Origin of the sequence: Rhizobium sp. Leaf311, from assembly GCF_001423445.1 — a bacterium.
Classification (GTDB): domain Bacteria; phylum Pseudomonadota; class Alphaproteobacteria; order Rhizobiales; family Rhizobiaceae; genus Agrobacterium.
In genome coordinates this window covers 875,718-891,268 of record NZ_LMNZ01000004.1, presented here as the reverse complement: position 1 = coordinate 891,268, position 15,551 = coordinate 875,718, and the positions used below count along the sequence as shown (strand labels likewise).

The following is a 15,551-nucleotide window of genomic DNA, read 5'->3' as shown; positions in this document are numbered from 1 at the left end:
TGTCGTCCGCCATTTCATCACGTCGATAGAACGCGCAACTCGGCGATAGTGCTGAAAGGCTGCGCCGAAAAATTGAAAACAATATTAATAAAATGCAAAATATCGGCAGAAGCTCCCGGACGGGAGCCTGCCCTCCTAAGCACGCTGCCATAGCTGACGGTCGTCAAGACCATCCACCCGCTGTTGTTTTTTTGACAGGAGATCAACGCCGTCGTATCTTGCGCTGCAAGTGTCGCAAATGAGATATACAGCGGGCCTTTTCCAAGCAAGGAATTGCGTTTCCGCAATGGAGCATGGTCATAATGAGCAAAACTCCTCCCAAGAAACGCACTGTCGTCTTTTTCATGGTTCCGCAGTTCACCATGCTGCCTTTCACGGCGGCGGTAGAAACGCTGCGCATCGCCAACCGTATGCTCGGCTATGCCGCATATGAGTGGCGCCTTGCCTCTGCCGATGGCGAGAAGGTCGCCTCATCCAGCGGAATTGCACTGGAGGCCAACACTTCGCTGGCAGAAGAGCGCAAATCGGTCAGCGGCGAAAACCGCCCGAATATGGTGCTGATCTGTTCCGGCATCGATATCGAGCAATATGGCAACAAATCCGTGAATGCTTGGCTGCGGGAAGCCAACAATCGCGGCATTGCGGTGGGCAGCCTCTGTACCGGCGCACATGTGCTGGCGCAGGCCGGCCTGTTAAATGGCAAACGCTGCGCCATTCACTGGGAAAACCTGCCCGGCTTTTCCGAAGCCTTTCCCCAGGTTGAGGTCTATGCCGATCTCTATGAGGTCGACAGCAACATCTACACATGCGCTGGCGGCACCGCATCGCTCGACATGATGCTCAACCTCATCGGTCAGGATTTTGGCGAAAACCTCGTCAACCGCGTTTGCGAACAGCAACTGACAGACCGCGTTCGCAATCCCCATGACCGCCAGCGCCTACCACTGCGCGCGCGCCTGGGCGTACAGAATGACAAGGTCCTCTCGATTATCGAGTTAATGGAGAGCAATCTTTCGGAGCCTCTGTCGCTTCTCGATATAGCCGAAGATGCCGATCTTTCCCGCCGTCAGGTGGAGCGGCTTTTTCGTCAGGAAATGGGACGATCGCCCGCCCGCTACTATCTGGAGATCCGTCTGGACCGGGCGCGCCATCTGCTCGTCCAGTCCGCCATGCCGGTGGTTGAAGTTGCGGTGGCCTGCGGCTTTGTCTCCGCGTCCCATTTCTCCAAATGCTACCGGGAAATCTACAATCGCACCCCGCAACAGGAACGCGCTGAACGCAAGCTGGTGATGAGTGCCTCTCGCATGGCGGCTGTCGCCAGCCACGGCAAGCCGGCGCATTAGGGCTGAAAAGGCCGAACCGCCGCAGCCAGATCTTCGGCGGTAAGCCCCGGCCCCAGTTTCTGTGCGGTTTCGCCGTGAAGCCAGACGGCGGCGGCAGCCGCCTCAAAGGCCGGAACCTGCTGCGCCAGAAGACCGCCTGCAATCCCTGCCAACACATCACCAGAACCCGCCGTTGCGAGATAGGTTGGCGCATTGGCGTTGATGACGGCCCTACCATCCGGGGCCGCAACGACCGTATCTGCCCCCTTGTAGACAATGACGGCGTTGCAGGCAGCAGCTGCGGCTTGCGCCTTTTCCACCTTGCCAAGCGTCTTGTCCGCAGCAATGTCAGGGAACAGCCGCGCGAACTCTCCTTCGTGCGGCGTCAGGATACGCGGCGCATTGGCCGCGAAAAGGTCAAACAATCTCTGCGGCTCATCCTTGAACGCCGTAATGCCGTCCGCATCCAGCACCAGAGCCTTGTCCCGCAACAGGGACACAAAGGCCCGAGCCCTATCAAGGTCGCCAAAACCAGGGCCGAGCACATAGGTCGCGTGGCGTTTATCATCGCGCCAGTCGATCAATTCCTCTTCCGTTTCGATGCCGGATACCATCACGGCGGTCAAAGATGCGGATAAAGCCCCAAGCGCTTCATGCGGCGTCGCCACCGTCACGATTCCAGCCCCGGCGCGAAAACCTGCCATCGCAGCCATTCGCGCAGCACCGGTGGCATGGGACGGACCTGAGAATACGGTCAGATGTCCACGCTTGAATTTGTGCGTTTCTCCATCCGGCTTCGGGAACGCAGCTGCCCACACCCCGGGATGGTTTTCAAAGATCGACCCGCGCCCCTCCATGAGAATACGGCGAGGAATGCCGATATCGAAGACCTCCATGTCTCCGCATAGTGACCGGCCCGGCATCAGCACATGGCCCGGCTTGCGCGCCATGAAGGTAACCGTGCGCTGCGCCTGAAATGCCCTGCCAAGAGGGATGCCACGCTTGCCGCAGAGCCCGGAAGGCAGATCGACGGCTATGACCGGCAAGGCCGCGCGCTCGATATCGTCGATGATATCTGCGACCTGCGACGGCACATCCCGCGAAAGACCCGCTCCGAAGATTGCATCGATCACGACATCACCCGCAATGGGTCGGTAGTCGCCAAGAGAAGTAAAGGACATTCCGACGCAATCGAAGGCCTGCTTCGCCGCGCCTTTCAATTTGCCAATATCACCAAAGACGTAGACGGCAACCTCAGCACCGCTTTCTTTCAGGGCGCGTGCAGCAACGAAACCATCGCCGCCATTATTACCGACACCGCAGAGAACGACAAAGCGCAGCGCTTGGGGATAATGCGCAAGGGCGCTGGCCGCGACCGCCTGCCCCGCTCGCTCCATCAGCGCGGCAACAGAAATGCCGCTTTCTTCTGCACGTTTATCAACACGTGCCATGGCGTCGGGTTCTATCAGGGCGTAGTTCAGCAAGGACATCATCGCCCATAATCACCGCAAAACTTCGCAAAAGGCAATCGGCGCAAAAATAGGCATTTTAGCGAGTCTACTTTTTGTGCATTTGCTTATTTTTACCACACTTCACTGTCTCGTCGGCGAAATCCGCGATCCTGTGAATTCTGGCGATATTGAGAAAAATCAGTGAAAAATGATGGGTTGGAGAGCCAAATTATCCATTGAAGCGCGCAAGTTGAGCAAAATTCGCCGATGTCCAGCCATTTTTTGAAGATTTTTTATTTAAACCCGCTTCCGATCTGGCACGATACGTGCATTCTTGTGGCAGAGCGGAAAGACCGCTTTAACGGGAGAAGCGGAGAGATATTTTCTCATGAAAAAGATCGAAGCGATCATTAAGCCTTTTAAGCTCGATGAAGTGAAGGAAGCCCTTCAGGAAGTCGGACTACAGGGAATAACGGTTACGGAAGCCAAGGGCTTTGGTCGTCAAAAAGGCCATACGGAACTTTATCGCGGCGCAGAATACGTCGTCGACTTTTTGCCGAAAGTGAAGGTCGAGGTCGTGCTCGCGGATGAAAATGCGGATGCCGTTATTGAGGCCATTCGCAATGCAGCCCAGACCGGACGCATTGGTGACGGAAAGATTTTCGTTTCCAACGTGGAAGAAGTCATTCGTATCCGCACGGGCGAAACAGGCGTCGACGCCATATAAAAATACGAAACCCGGCAAATGCTGGGGCTTCGCCTTGTTATCAAAACACTCAAGGAAAAGTTTCAAATGACGACTGCAAACGATATTCTCAAGCAGATTAAGGACAACGACGTAAAGTTCGTGGACCTGCGCTTCACTGACCCAAAGGGCAAGCTGCACCACGTCACAATGGATATTGCCTGCGTCGACGAAGACATGTTTACCGATGGCGTCATGTTCGACGGCTCGTCGATCGGTGGCTGGAAGGCAATCAATGAGTCCGACATGGTGTTGATGCCTGATACGGGAACGGTTCACATGGACCCGTTCTTCGCGCAGTCCACCATGGTTATTCTCTGCGACATTCTCGACCCCGTCTCCGGCGAGTCCTATAACCGCGACCCACGCGGCACAGCCAAGAAGGCCGAAGCCTACCTCAAGGCCTCCGGTATCGGCGATACCGTGTTCGTTGGTCCTGAGCCTGAATTCTTCGTATTCGATGACGTGAAGTACAAGGCCGACCCATACAACACAGGCTTCAAGCTTGATTCGTCCGAATTGCCATCCAACGACGACACAGACTATGAGACCGGCAACCTGGGCCACCGCCCACGCGTCAAGGGCGGCTACTTCCCGGTTCCTCCGGTCGACAGCCTTCAGGACATGCGTTCTGAAATGCTGACCGTTCTCGGCGAAATGGGCGTTGTCGTTGAGAAGCACCACCACGAAGTTGCGTCCGCGCAGCACGAGCTGGGTGTGAAGTTCGACACGATGGTTTCCAGCGCCGACAAGATGCAGATCTACAAGTACGTCGTGCATCAGGTCGCCAATGCCTACGGCAAGACCGCAACCTTCATGCCAAAGCCAATCTTCGGCGATAACGGTTCCGGCATGCACGTTCACCAGTCCATCTGGAAGGGTGGCAAGCCAACCTTTGCTGGCGACGAATATGCGGGCCTGTCTGAAACCTGCCTGTACTACATTGGCGGTATCATCAAGCACGCCAAGGCCATCAACGCGTTTACGAACCCGACGACCAACTCCTACAAGCGTCTGGTTCCAGGCTACGAAGCACCGGTTCTGCTGGCTTACTCCGCGCGTAACCGCTCTGCATCCTGCCGCATTCCTTTCGGCTCCAACCCGAAGGCAAAGCGCGTCGAAGTCCGTTTCCCGGATCCAGCACAGAACCCGTATCTCGGCTTTGCCGCCATGCTGATGGCTGGTCTCGATGGCATCAAGAACAAGATCCATCCTGGCAAGCCTATGGACAAGGACCTCTACGACCTGCCTGCAAAGGAACTGAAAAAGATCCCGACAGTTTGCGGCTCGCTGCGTGAAGCGCTTGAAAGCCTCGACAAGGACCGCAAGTTCCTGACCGCTGGCGGCGTTTTCGATGACGACCAGATCGATGCCTTCATCGAACTGAAGATGCAGGAAGTCATGCGTTTCGAAATGACCCCTCACCCGGTCGAATTCGACATGTACTACTCGGCCTGATCAGCTTACAGGAAAGGCGCCTCAAAGGGCGCCTTTCTCTTTTTTGGAGGGTCACGTCAACGGGTGTGCCTGACCATCCCACCACCGCGTTGATAATGCAGCCTTGCCGGAAAATTCATGTCCTCAGCACCAGACACCGCCCCTCGCCTGCGAGACTGGTTGATATTCCTTGCGGTTCCCTTCTTCTTTTCAAGCAATGTCATTTTCGGTCGCGGCGTCATCGGCGAAGTCTCGCCCTTCACGACGGCATTCCTGCGCTGGTTCTTCTCGGCTGTATTGGTAGCGCCATTTGTCGTTAGCGATTGGCGTGCCTGCTGGAACTTCGTCCGTCGAAAAACCGCGCTCTGGCTCATCCTCGGCTTTCTCGGCATGGGCATCTGTGGCGGCGTTGTCTATTGGGCCCTCACCCTGACCTCAGCCGCCAATGGCACATTGATCTACACGACCTCTTCCCTGTTCATCATCCTGTTCCAGCGCATTCTCTACGGACGCGCCATCAGGCGTCTCGAAGTGGTGGGCATGGTCGTTGCATTTTCGGGCGTCGTCGCAATCGTCTTGAAGGGCGATCCGGCTCAATTGCTTCATCTCAACTTCAATCTCGGCGATATCGCCATTCTCGTAGCCTCAGTGTCCTTCGCGATCTATTCGCTGCTCCTGCGTGATCCCGCCGCCAGGGAAATGATGTCTCTCAGCCTTTTCACATTGATTGCTCTCTCCGGCGCGCTTGTTCTGATACCACCTGCAGCCATTGAAATTGCCCACGGCGGATTGCTGCCGGCATCGCTCACGGCCTGGGCGAAGATTGCCGGCATCATCGTCTTCGCGTCGATCTTTGCATTCTACTGCTTCACCCACACCGTGCGGGTGTTTGGCCCGGCCACTGCAGGAATAACGCTCTACATGATGCCGCCGGTTTCGATCGTCATGGCAGTCGTGTTTCTAGGAGAGCAGTTCGAAGATTATCATGCCCTCGGCATAGTGCTGGTAACGGGCGGCGTGGTGCTGGCCACCGCTCCACTTGAAAAGTTACGGCGCAGGCATTGAGTATTGACACAAGATATCTTGATATTTTGATATTTTACCCCAAATTGTATGGGGAAAGGATGTTCATGCCATGAAACAAAGAGACGCAAAATTTACGATTGGCGAGGTTGTTCGCCACAAGGTGTTTCCGTTCCGCGGTGTGGTATTTGACGTAGACCCCGAATACGCAAACACCGAAGAATGGTGGAATGCCATTCCAGCGGAAATCCGCCCCGATCGCGACCAGCCGTTTTACCACCTGCTGGCCGAGAATGATGAGACGGAGTATGTCGCCTATGTATCGGAACAGAACCTGATACACGACGAGAGCGACCGACCGCTGCGCAATCCGAACATCACCCGCATATTCGACAAGGCGCCAAATGGTGAATTGCGTGCCAAGGCTGCAATGACCCACTGATTTCTCAGTGATGCCAAGTCCAAGTCAAAATAAAACCGGCCCTGAAACAAGGCCGGTTTTTCTGTATCTGGATGATGTCTTAGTTTGCAGGCTTGGTCTTGGCAGCGTCCTGCGCAGCTTCCAGCTTCTTGCGGGCTTCCTCAGCCTTCTTCTGCATTCCTTCCTGGAGGGAACGCTGGCTTTCAGCAAGCTGGGACTGGGTGATTGGCTGACCGTCATAGGCACCTGTGAAGCCGCTGAGCGCGATCTTGATCGGGTTTGGCGCACGGCGGAAGTTGATCGAGGTGAAAACGATCTCGGTGCCCTTCTTCATGCTGGCGATCATGGCGTCCGTCAGCGGCACTTCGGCGGTGCACTTGTCGGGAAGGCAGACGGCGTAATCAAGCTTCTGACCCTTGCCACCGTCGATCTGCATCATGACACCAGGAGGCAGGAGACGCGCGGTCGGAACGGAAACCTGCAGAAGCTTGCGGTTGACCTTGCCTTCAACGCTGATGAGGCCAACAGCCGTTATCATCTGACCGTTCTGGGCGAGAACGACGTTCTGCACAACGCAAACATCATTGTCTTCCTGCTTGCTGCATGTCTTGAACCAGCCAAGTGGCGGCGAGCCAGCCGGTGCGGCAGCCTGCTGAGCCTGAGATACGGCTGGAGCAGACACGGCACCCAGCGAAAGAACGAGAGCAGACAAGCCTGCACGGGTGAATGTGTTTGCGAATTTCGTCATAAGAGTTCCGTCTCCTAAATTTTTATGCGAAGCAGAAAATTCGAGCTGCTCAACATCACCGGTATCCGTCTGCCCGTTCCACTGTCGTTTAAATGAGGCAAATGCGTGACCCGACGGTTTCGGCAACCCTGTTACATCCCGTCGGCGGCGATATCCAGCACTTCTTCAACTTTTTCTTTTGGCATCAAGAGATTTTATCTCGTCGGATGCCTGCCATAGTTGGGTGTGATACATTCCGGCGGGAATCAATACAAGATGGGCCGCCCATTCCCGGCAAAGCAATCCCAAACAAACGGCCCGAATGCGACAGGACATCAATATGCGAAGCCTCTTGGCGTTCATCCCCGCCCTTCTTTTTTCAGGTCTGGCGTTGGCGGAACCCCTTCATGGAATTTCGATGCATGGTCATCCTGCCCTGCCCGCCGACTTCAAGAATTTTCCCTATGTGAAGCCCGACGTCAAAAAAGGCGGACGTGTTTCCTACGGTGTCGTCGGCACCTTCGACAGCCTCAATCCCTTTGTTTTGAAGGGTATGCGCACAACTGCGCGCGGTGTGTGGGATCCGGAATTCGGCAACCTTCTATATGAGCCGCTGATGCAGCGCTCGAACGACGAACCTTTCTCGCTTTACGGTCTGCTCGCTGAAAGTGCGGAGTGGGACGACGAGCGCAGCTATATCCAGTTCAACATGAACCCCAAGGCAAAATGGCAGGATGGCAAGCCGGTAACGCCGGATGACGTGATTTTCACTTTTAATCTTCTGAAGGAAAAAGGCCGTCCGCCTTTCAACAGCAGGCTGAGCGGCGTTGAGAAGATGGAGAAGGTTGGAGAGCATGGCGTGCGCTTCACCTTCAACGAAAACGCCAACCGCGAAACGCCCCTCATTCTCGCATCATCGACCCCCATTCTGCCGCAGCACGGGATTGATCCGGCAACCTTTGAGCAGGCGGGGCTGTCGCCCGTCATCGGTTCCGGCCCCTACCGAATCAAGACGCTGCGCCCCGGCGAGCGGGTCGTTTGGGAGCGTGATCCGAACTATTGGGGCAAGGATGTTCCTGCGAAAGTCGGGTTCGACAATTACGATGAGATCAGCATCATCTATTTCCTGCAGGTCACCACCATGTTCGAAGCCTTCAAAAAGGGCGATATCGACATTTATCCTGAAGGCGACGCGATCAACGGCACATCGGACACGTCTCACTGGGGGCAAGCCTACAATTTCCCGGCGGTTCATCGCGGCGAGATTGCCCGCGACGTTTTCGAATCGCGTTTGCCGTCCGGCATGTTCGGCCTGGTCTTCAACACGCGCCGGGCCATCTTTGCAGATCAGAACGTCCGTGAAGGTCTTTCTTACGCACTCGATTTCGAATGGATGAACCGCAATATTCTCGGCGGCGCGTTCAAGCGTACCCAAAGCTACTGGCAGAATTCGACACTCGGAGCTTTCGGCAATGCCGCGGATGGGCGGGAGCTGGCGCTGCTGGGCGACACCGCGAAGAAACTGCCGCCAGCGCTTCTGGCTGGAACCTATGCCCTGCCGGTGACGGATGGCTCAGGCGCCGACCGCAAGGTGTTAAAGCTCGCTGTCGACCGTTTGAAAGAGGCCGGGTACACCATCAAGAACGGCAGAATGTCCGATTCCAATGGCCGGGCCCTGTCATTCGAGATCATGACCCAAAACCCGGCACAGGAGCGTATCGCTCTTGCCTATCAACGTTCGCTAAGGCTGATCGGCGTCGATATGGCCATTCGCTCCGTCGATGATGGCCAGTATCAGGCACGCTCCAACAGCTTCGATTACGATATGATCATCCGATCGCTCCCCTCGTCGCTGTCGCCGGGGGCGGAGCAGCTCAATCGCTGGGGCTCGGCCTCGCGCGACGCAAATGGCAGCTTCAACTATGCGGGTGTGGCAGATCCTGAGGTGGATCGGATGCTTGAAGCATTGTTGCAGGCGCGCTCCACCGAAGATTTTCAGGCAGCAGTGCGTGCCTATGACCGGCTCTTGACGGCGGGGCACTATATCATCCCGCTTTACTATATCGGGGCGCAGTGGGTGGCACGGTGGAAATATATCGAACGACCGGAGGCAACCCCTCTTTTGGGGAACCAGAAAACCAGCTGGTGGGATGCCCGCGTCCAATAGGTCTAAGGGTAGATCTGTTGCGGTGATGCCTTGCGCAAGCACGGCAAGGCCCCTAGATGGGGCAGAGATAGTCTGGTCTGAAAGGGAAGCACCATGCAACGCATTGTTATCGACGTCGTCTCCGACATGGTCTGCCCATGGTGCTATCTCGGCAAGGCACGCCTGGATCTCGCAATTGCGGAAGTTCTCGATGAAGTCAGCATCGATGTGAACTGGCGTCCCTACCGCCTGAACCCGGATTACCCACCGGAGGGCGTAGACCAGAAGGCCGAACTGGAAAAAAAGCTGGGCGGCAAGGAAAAGGTCGAGCAGGCGCACGACATGCTGAAGCAGCTCGGCAAGGAAGTCGGCATAGACTTCAACTTCGACGCCATAAAGGTTGGCCCCAATACGCTTGACGCACACCGCCTTTCGCTCTGGGCCCATGCCGAAGGCCGCGAGTTTCAGGACCGGGTGGTGACGGAACTGTTCCGCGCCAACTTTGAGCAGGGCCTCAACATTGGCGACCACGCCGTTCTCGCAGACATTGGCGAAAAGGCCGGAATGAGCCGCGAGGTCGTCACGAAACTTCTGGCCTCCGATGCAGACAAGGACACGGTTGTCGCCGAGATCGATGCGGCGCAGCAGATGGGCGTTGCTGGCGTCCCCTTCTTCATACTCGATCAGAAATATGCCGTCAGCGGAGCGCAGAGCAAGGAAGTGCTTATTAATGCACTGCGGGATATTGCCAGAATGAAGCTGGAAGAGCATAGGGCTATGAACTGATCTTCAGCCAGCGCGCTGTCGATTCCTGCCCTTGGTAAATTCTGGTGTTTCCGTGTCCGATAGCACGTTGAAAGGCATCCTTCTCGCCTTTGCCGCCTTCGCGGCCTATGCGTGGAGCGATGCCAGTGTAAAGCTCATTGAAGGGCAGCTGTCGCCCTTCCAGTCGGCATTTTTCGGTGCGCTTTTCGGGCTGGCCGCCCTGCCCTTCATCCGCAAACGCAATGATGACTGGCGTGACATCATCCGCACCACCAATCGCCCCTTGTGGATCCTTCGCTTCATCTCGTCGGGTCTCGGCGCGATCACCTCGGTGACCGCTTTCACCTATCTGTCGATGGCGGAAGCTTTCGCCCTCATCTTCCTCCTGCCCGCCTTCGTCACCATCATGTCGGTGCTTTTCCTCAAGGAACAGGTCGGCATCAAGAGATGGTCTGCCGTCATCATCGGTTTTGCAGGTGTTCTCGTCATTTTGAGACCCGGCTTTCGCGAGCTTTCGACCGGCCATTTCGCCGCCATTGTCGCGGGTCTGTGTGGAGCCATATCCATCGTCATCTTCCGCGCGATGGGACCATCGGAAAAGAATATCTCGCTCTATGGCGCAGGGCTCCTGGGAACGCTGGTCATTTGCGGCGTGGCCATGGCGAAGACCTTCACCCCGCCCGATATGGAGCAATGGATGTTCCTAGCGGGCTACGGATTGCTCGGCGCGCTTGCCAACGTGCTCGTCATGTATGCCGCGAAATATGCGCCTGCTGCCGTTATCGGCCCAACGCAATATAGCCAGATGTTATGGGCCATCCTGTTTGGCTACCTGATCTTCGGCGACAAGATCGACGGATGGATGTTTGTGGGGATCGCCCTCATTATCGGATCGGGTCTGCTGACGCTGATCCGGGAAAGGCAGCGGCATGTGCCTCTCCCGACATCCGTTGCGGCGGCTGACCAGAATGTGGCCGTGGCGATGACGCCGCAGGACGATACATCAAAGACCTGATTGCTCGCTCAGTAGCATACCCTTGCGCGATACATGTTGCCCCAGCCATCCTGATGCCACTCCATGTGGCAGCGGGGATAAACGGTTTCGTAGGCGACTGGAGGACCATAGGCCGGGTAACCGTAAACCGGCGCATAGCCATAAGCAGGCGGTCCATAATAATTGTGCGACGCACCTGCCAGAAGGGCCCCTCCAACGACCGTGCCGGCAATACCGGCGGCCAATCCGCGTCCGAAATTGTTGCGTGCTTCAGCCTGGGTGGTCGTGGCAATTGTCGTGCCTGCAATTGTCAAGGCTACCAGACCAGCGGTGACGAACCTGTTGATGTTGGTCCACATGGTCCTGCTCCCTAAAATGAAGCGGAAAAGGGGTAGGATGCCTCTGGCTTTGCCCCGCATCTGCTTCGCTGAAATCAAGGTTCCCGCTTCAGCCCACGCGGCCCGAAACGACCCTGAACCAGGATGGCAAGACATTTGCCATCCCTTGAGAGCCAAGACTAGACCTCCAAAAGCTACCGATACATGTCCGTTCGATTAACTCGACGTAATGATCAATCACCGCTGCGTGACGTCAGCCTTTTGCCAGTTCCGCCAGTTGCGTCATCACCATGGCCGCACCTGCCAGACGCTTCTCAGGCGTTGGCAAATCGCGCGTGAGGAACACGCTGTGGTCCGGCCTGATCTTCGCCATTGAGCCCTGCTTGGCAATGTAGCCCACAAGTGCCGCCGGGTTCGGGAATTCCTTGTTGCGGAACTGGACCACGACGCCCTTTGGACCTGCGTCCAGTTTTTCGACATTGGCCGTGCGGCACAGGGATTTGACGTAGACGATCTTGAGCAGATGTTGCACTTCCTTTGGCAACGGTCCGAAGCGGTCGATCATCTCGGCACCGAAGCCGTCGATTTCACCAAGATCGGTCAACTCACCCAAGCGGCGATAGAGCCCCATTCTCAGGTGCAGATCCGGCACGTAGTTTTCCGGAATCATGACCGATGTGCCGACGGAAATCTGCGGCGACCAGCCGCTATCGATGACTTCGTCCTCACCCTTGACCTCGGCGACGGCTTCTTCCAGCATTTGCTGATAAAGCTCGAAACCGACTTCCTTGATATGGCCGGACTGCTCTTCACCGAGCAGATTGCCTGCGCCGCGAATATCGAGGTCATGGCTGGCCAGCTGGAAGCCTGCGCCCAGTGTATCGAGCGACTGCAGAACCTTCAGGCGGCGCTCCGCCATTGTCGTCAGCACCTTGTTGACCGGAAGTGTAAACAGCGCAAAGGCGCGAACCTTGGAGCGACCCACCCGGCCACGAAGCTGGTAGAGCTGAGCAAGGCCGAACATGTCGGCGCGGTGCACGATCAGCGTATTGGCAGTTGGCACATCCAGCCCGGATTCGACGATCGTGGTAGACAGAAGCACGTCGTACTTTCCGTCGTAGAAGGCATTCATGATGTCTTCCAGCTCACCCGCCGCCATCTGGCCATGCGCCACGGCAACCTTCAGCTCAGGAACGTCAGACTGGAGGAAGGCATGAACATCTGCGAGATCGGCAAGACGCGGGCACACATAAAAACTTTGACCGCCGCGATAGTGCTCACGCATCAGCGTTTCGCGAATGACGAGCGGATCGAAAGGCGAAATGAAGGTGCGCACGGCCATGCGATCGACCGGCGCGGTCGTGATCAGCGACAGTTCGCGAACACCCGTCATTGCGAGCTGCAAGGTGCGCGGAATGGGCGTCGCCGATAGCGTCAGAACGTGTACGTCGCTCTTCAGCTCCTTCAGCCGTTCCTTGTGCTTCACACCGAAATGCTGCTCCTCATCGATGATGAGAAGGCCGAGATTGGCGAAAGTGATGCCCGCACCCAGAAGCGCGTGTGTGCCGACGACGATATCCGTCTTGCCTTCCGCCACTTCCTTTTTCGTTAGCGCCAGTTCCTTCGTGCCAACGAGGCGCGAAGCCTGCTGCACCCGGATCGGCAGGCCACGGAAACGTTCGGAGAAGGTACGGAAATGCTGACGGGCCAGCAGCGTGGTGGGCACAACGACGGCAACCTGCACGCCGTTCATGGCGGCCAGGAATGCTGCGCGCAATGCCACTTCGGTTTTGCCGAAGCCGACATCGCCGCAAATCAGGCGATCCATGGGACGACCGGCACCAAGATCCTCACGCACCGACTCGATGGCGTTCAGCTGGTCTTCCGTCTCGTCATAGGGGAACCGCGCGGCAAACTCGTCGTAGAGGCCATCGGGGGCAATAAGTGCTGGCGCATGACGCACCATGCGTGCCGCAGCGATGCGGATGAGATCACCCGCCATGTCCAACAGGCGCTTCTTGAGCTTGGCCTTGCGCATCTGCCAGGCGCCACCGCCCAGCTTGTCAAGATTGGCTTCTGCAGCATCGGAACCATAGCGAGACAGAAGATCGATGTTTTCGACCGGCAGGAACAGCTTGGCATCGTCTGCATAGTGGAGCTCAAGGCAGTCGCGCGGCGCGCCCGCCGCCTCGATGGTCCGAAGGCCTACGAACCGACCGATGCCGTGTTCGGCGTGGACAACAAGCGATCCCTCATCCAGCCCGGCGACCTCAGAGATGAAGTCGGCACCGCGCTTGCGGCGCTTGGAGCGGCGAACCATGCGGTCGCCGAGAATATCCTGCTCGCCGATAACCGCGAGGTTGCCGGTTTCGAACCCGGCCTCAAGGCTCAGCACCGCCGCAGCAGCCTCGCCCTTGCCAAGCTTCTCAACCTCTTTCAGCGATGTCACGGTCTTGATGTTCTCAAGTCCGTGTTCGTTCAAGACCTGCAAAAGACGATCAAGCGAACCTTCCGACCAGCCGGTGATCAGCACCTTCCAGCCCTTGGAGCGCCGCTCGGCAATGTGTTTGACGGCAAGCGTAAACACATTGATCCGGTCTTCGCTTTCACTCTCGGTCGCCGATTTCGCCCAACGGGGGCCGACATGGGCATCCAGCGTGGCAACCGGCTTGTCCTTCGTATCCTGCTCGTTGAATGGCGTCAGACGTACCGCATTGACGGCATTCAGCGCCTCATCAAAGCTCTTGCCGCCCAGATAAATCTGGCTGGGTGAAACGGGCTTATAGGGTGCGCCCTGCGTCGTGCCTTTTGTCTGCCCTGTGTTCTGCCTTGCCTCGAAGTAATCATGGACAAGCTTGGAGCGCTCCACCGCAGCCTCACGGGCCGTGTGGTCGGTAACGATGCGAAATCCAGACAGATAATCGAACGCGGTTTCGAGCTTGTCGTAGAACAGCGGCAGCCAGTGTTCCATACCGGCATAGCGCCGGCCTTCGGAAACCGCCTGATAGAGGGCATCGTCGCGCGTCGCAGCGCCGAAGAGAGAGAGATAATTCTTGCGAAAACGGCTGATCGTATCGGGCGTCAGCGTGACTTCGCTCATCGGATTGAGGTCCAGCGAGCGGGCCTGGCCGATGGTTCGCTGGCTTGCAGGATCGAAGGTACGGATACTTTCCAGCGTATCGCCGAAGAAATCCAGCCGAACCGGTTCTTCCGTGCCGGGCACAAAAACGTCCAGAATGCCGCCGCGCACCGCGAATTCACCGACTTCCCGCACAGTCGCCACACGGTCGAAACCATTGCGCTCCAGCCGGGCGGCGATGTCTTCCATGCGGATCTGATTTCCCGGCTTGGCCGAGAATGCGAGGCTTTCAATCACATCGCGCGGCGCCATCTTCTGCAGCATGGCATTGACGGTCACCAGCACGATGGCGGGATGCGGCTTTTTCTGGTGATGGATGAGACCAGACAGTGTTGCCAGACGGCGGGCAGATACATGTGCGCTGGGCGACACGCGGTCGTATGGCAGGCAGTCCCACGCGGGCAAGGTCAGAACGGGAATCTCAGGCGCGACAAAACCCAGTACCTGCTCGAGGTCAGAGAGGCGCTGGCCATCGGAAACGACATAGGCAACAGAGGCGCCTTGCCGAACCAGATCCGCAAGCAGAAAGGCTTCCGTGCCTGCTGGCACATTGCCAATGGTCAGCGGCGTATCGGCCGATGCCACCAGCCTGACATCGAATCCGGCTATCATTATGAGCTGCTTCCGTTCTGGGCGGAGACCAGATCGAAATCCGGGCGGTAGGAGATAATCTTCATAAACAGGGGCGTCTGGAATTTTTCAGGGATGGCCTGCGCGCCCGTCACCATCTGCACGAGGTCCTGGTCTTCCTCGGCCATGATCTGTTCCAGCTCATCCAGCTGCACATCGGAAAGGTCTGCAATGTTCTCTTCGGCAAATTGGCCGAGCACAAGGTCCATTTCCCTGATACCGCGATGCCAGCAACGATAAAGAATTCGCCTGCGCCTCGTGTCGAGGTCGGCGCTCGTGCGTACCAGTCCTGTCATCGCATTCACCTGTTTGTTGACCGTCCCCTCCTATAGAACAGGGCGGGAACGTTTGGGAACCGGTTTTTGCGGAAATATTGCAGCCCGCCGAAAAACTTGGGCGAATAAACCGTGTTT

At 57.0% G+C, this 15,551-nt stretch carries 14 protein-coding genes; 8 read left to right on the top strand and 6 right to left on the bottom strand.

Going from position 1 to position 15,551, the window contains the following annotated elements; all coding sequences use genetic code 11:
• Positions 1 to 17 precede the first annotated feature (17 nt).
• Positions 18 to 269 carry a hypothetical protein gene (locus tag ASF69_RS23070; RefSeq protein WP_156462018.1) on the bottom strand — a complete coding sequence of 84 codons (252 nt, stop codon included), beginning with the start codon at positions 267 to 269 and terminating at the stop codon, positions 18 to 20.
• Between the two features lie 33 nt (positions 270 to 302).
• Between ASF69_RS23070 and ASF69_RS10035 the strand changes: the two genes are divergently transcribed.
• A complete protein-coding gene (locus tag ASF69_RS10035; protein WP_062587102.1) occupies positions 303 to 1,343 on the top strand; it encodes a GlxA family transcriptional regulator in 1,041 nt (346 codons plus the stop codon).
• Here ASF69_RS10035 and ASF69_RS10030 read toward each other — a convergent pair.
• Positions 1,340 to 2,815 carry a bifunctional ADP-dependent NAD(P)H-hydrate dehydratase/NAD(P)H-hydrate epimerase gene (locus tag ASF69_RS10030; RefSeq protein ID WP_062587101.1) on the bottom strand — a complete coding sequence of 492 codons (1,476 nt, stop codon included), beginning with the start codon at positions 2,813 to 2,815 and terminating at the stop codon, positions 1,340 to 1,342. The two genes, ASF69_RS10035 and ASF69_RS10030, sit on opposite strands and share 4 nt — an antisense overlap.
• Before the next feature lie 346 nt (positions 2,816 to 3,161).
• Here ASF69_RS10030 and ASF69_RS10025 point away from each other — a divergent pair, with 346 nt between their 5' ends.
• The 4 genes from ASF69_RS10025 (at position 3,162) to hspQ (ending at position 6,420) form a co-directional block, all read left to right on the top strand.
• Entirely contained in the window at positions 3,162 to 3,500 is a 339-nt protein-coding gene (locus tag ASF69_RS10025; RefSeq protein ID WP_007753933.1) for a P-II family nitrogen regulator, read from the top strand.
• A gap of 66 nt (positions 3,501 to 3,566) precedes the next feature.
• Positions 3,567 to 4,976 carry a type I glutamate--ammonia ligase gene (gene glnA / locus ASF69_RS10020; protein ID WP_062587281.1) on the top strand — a complete coding sequence of 470 codons (1,410 nt, stop codon included), beginning with the start codon at positions 3,567 to 3,569 and terminating at the stop codon, positions 4,974 to 4,976.
• A 117-nt stretch (positions 4,977 to 5,093) separates the two neighbouring features.
• Positions 5,094 to 6,020 carry a DMT family transporter gene (locus ASF69_RS10015; protein ID WP_062587100.1) on the top strand — a complete coding sequence of 309 codons (927 nt, stop codon included), beginning with the start codon at positions 5,094 to 5,096 and terminating at the stop codon, positions 6,018 to 6,020.
• A gap of 70 nt (positions 6,021 to 6,090) precedes the next feature.
• Positions 6,091 to 6,420 (top strand): heat shock protein HspQ, encoded by a 330-nt coding sequence (hspQ, locus tag ASF69_RS10010; RefSeq protein ID WP_062587099.1) that lies wholly within the window; start codon positions 6,091 to 6,093, stop codon positions 6,418 to 6,420.
• 79 nt (positions 6,421 to 6,499) lie between these two features.
• Here hspQ and ASF69_RS10005 read toward each other — a convergent pair whose 3' ends face one another.
• Positions 6,500 to 7,147: an invasion associated locus B family protein gene (locus tag ASF69_RS10005; RefSeq protein WP_062587098.1), complete on the bottom strand. Its 648-nt coding sequence runs from the start codon at positions 7,145 to 7,147 to the stop codon at positions 6,500 to 6,502.
• A gap of 319 nt (positions 7,148 to 7,466) precedes the next feature.
• Here ASF69_RS10005 and ASF69_RS10000 point away from each other — a divergent pair, with 319 nt between their 5' ends.
• From ASF69_RS10000 to ASF69_RS09990, 3 genes are all read left to right on the top strand, one after another.
• Positions 7,467 to 9,293 (top strand): extracellular solute-binding protein, encoded by a 1,827-nt coding sequence (locus ASF69_RS10000; RefSeq protein WP_062587280.1) that lies wholly within the window; start codon positions 7,467 to 7,469, stop codon positions 9,291 to 9,293.
• A gap of 93 nt (positions 9,294 to 9,386) precedes the next feature.
• Entirely contained in the window at positions 9,387 to 10,058 is a 672-nt protein-coding gene (locus ASF69_RS09995) for a DsbA family oxidoreductase (RefSeq protein WP_062587097.1), read from the top strand.
• A gap of 52 nt (positions 10,059 to 10,110) precedes the next feature.
• Positions 10,111 to 11,052 carry a DMT family transporter gene (locus ASF69_RS09990; protein ID WP_062587279.1) on the top strand — a complete coding sequence of 314 codons (942 nt, stop codon included), beginning with the start codon at positions 10,111 to 10,113 and terminating at the stop codon, positions 11,050 to 11,052.
• Between the two features lie 8 nt (positions 11,053 to 11,060).
• Here the strand turns inward: ASF69_RS09990 and ASF69_RS09985 are convergent, their stop codons facing one another.
• The 3 genes from ASF69_RS09985 to ASF69_RS09975 all read right to left on the bottom strand — a co-directional run bounded on the left by ASF69_RS09985 (position 11,061) and on the right by ASF69_RS09975 (position 15,434).
• Positions 11,061 to 11,390 (bottom strand): hypothetical protein, encoded by a 330-nt coding sequence (locus ASF69_RS09985; RefSeq protein WP_062587096.1) that lies wholly within the window; start codon positions 11,388 to 11,390, stop codon positions 11,061 to 11,063.
• 232 nt (positions 11,391 to 11,622) lie between these two features.
• Entirely contained in the window at positions 11,623 to 15,120 is a 3,498-nt protein-coding gene (gene mfd, locus ASF69_RS09980) for a transcription-repair coupling factor (protein WP_062587095.1), read from the bottom strand.
• Complete coding sequence (locus tag ASF69_RS09975; RefSeq protein ID WP_062587094.1) at positions 15,120 to 15,434, bottom strand: succinate dehydrogenase assembly factor 2; 315 nt, start codon at positions 15,432 to 15,434, stop codon at positions 15,120 to 15,122. The genes mfd and ASF69_RS09975 overlap by 1 nt, the downstream gene beginning before the upstream one ends.
• Positions 15,435 to 15,551 lie beyond the last annotated feature (117 nt).

Coding starts and splice junctions, on each gene's coding strand:
- mfd (WP_062587095.1), bottom strand. CDS start 15,120: ATGATAGCCGGATTCGATGTCAGGCTGGTGGCATCGGCCGATACGCCG.
- ASF69_RS10005 (WP_062587098.1), bottom strand. CDS start 7,147: ATGACGAAATTCGCAAACACATTCACCCGTGCAGGCTTGTCTGCTCTC.
- hspQ (WP_062587099.1), top strand. CDS start 6,091: ATGAAACAAAGAGACGCAAAATTTACGATTGGCGAGGTTGTTCGCCAC.
- ASF69_RS10000 (WP_062587280.1), top strand. CDS start 7,467: ATGCGAAGCCTCTTGGCGTTCATCCCCGCCCTTCTTTTTTCAGGTCTG.
- ASF69_RS10035 (WP_062587102.1), top strand. CDS start 303: ATGAGCAAAACTCCTCCCAAGAAACGCACTGTCGTCTTTTTCATGGTT.
- ASF69_RS10015 (WP_062587100.1), top strand. CDS start 5,094: ATGTCCTCAGCACCAGACACCGCCCCTCGCCTGCGAGACTGGTTGATA.
- ASF69_RS10030 (WP_062587101.1), bottom strand. CDS start 2,815: ATGATGTCCTTGCTGAACTACGCCCTGATAGAACCCGACGCCATGGCA.
- ASF69_RS09985 (WP_062587096.1), bottom strand. CDS start 11,390: ATGTGGACCAACATCAACAGGTTCGTCACCGCTGGTCTGGTAGCCTTG.
- ASF69_RS09975 (WP_062587094.1), bottom strand. CDS start 15,434: ATGACAGGACTGGTACGCACGAGCGCCGACCTCGACACGAGGCGCAGG.
- glnA (WP_062587281.1), top strand. CDS start 3,567: ATGACGACTGCAAACGATATTCTCAAGCAGATTAAGGACAACGACGTA.
- ASF69_RS10025 (WP_007753933.1), top strand. CDS start 3,162: ATGAAAAAGATCGAAGCGATCATTAAGCCTTTTAAGCTCGATGAAGTG.
- ASF69_RS09995 (WP_062587097.1), top strand. CDS start 9,387: ATGCAACGCATTGTTATCGACGTCGTCTCCGACATGGTCTGCCCATGG.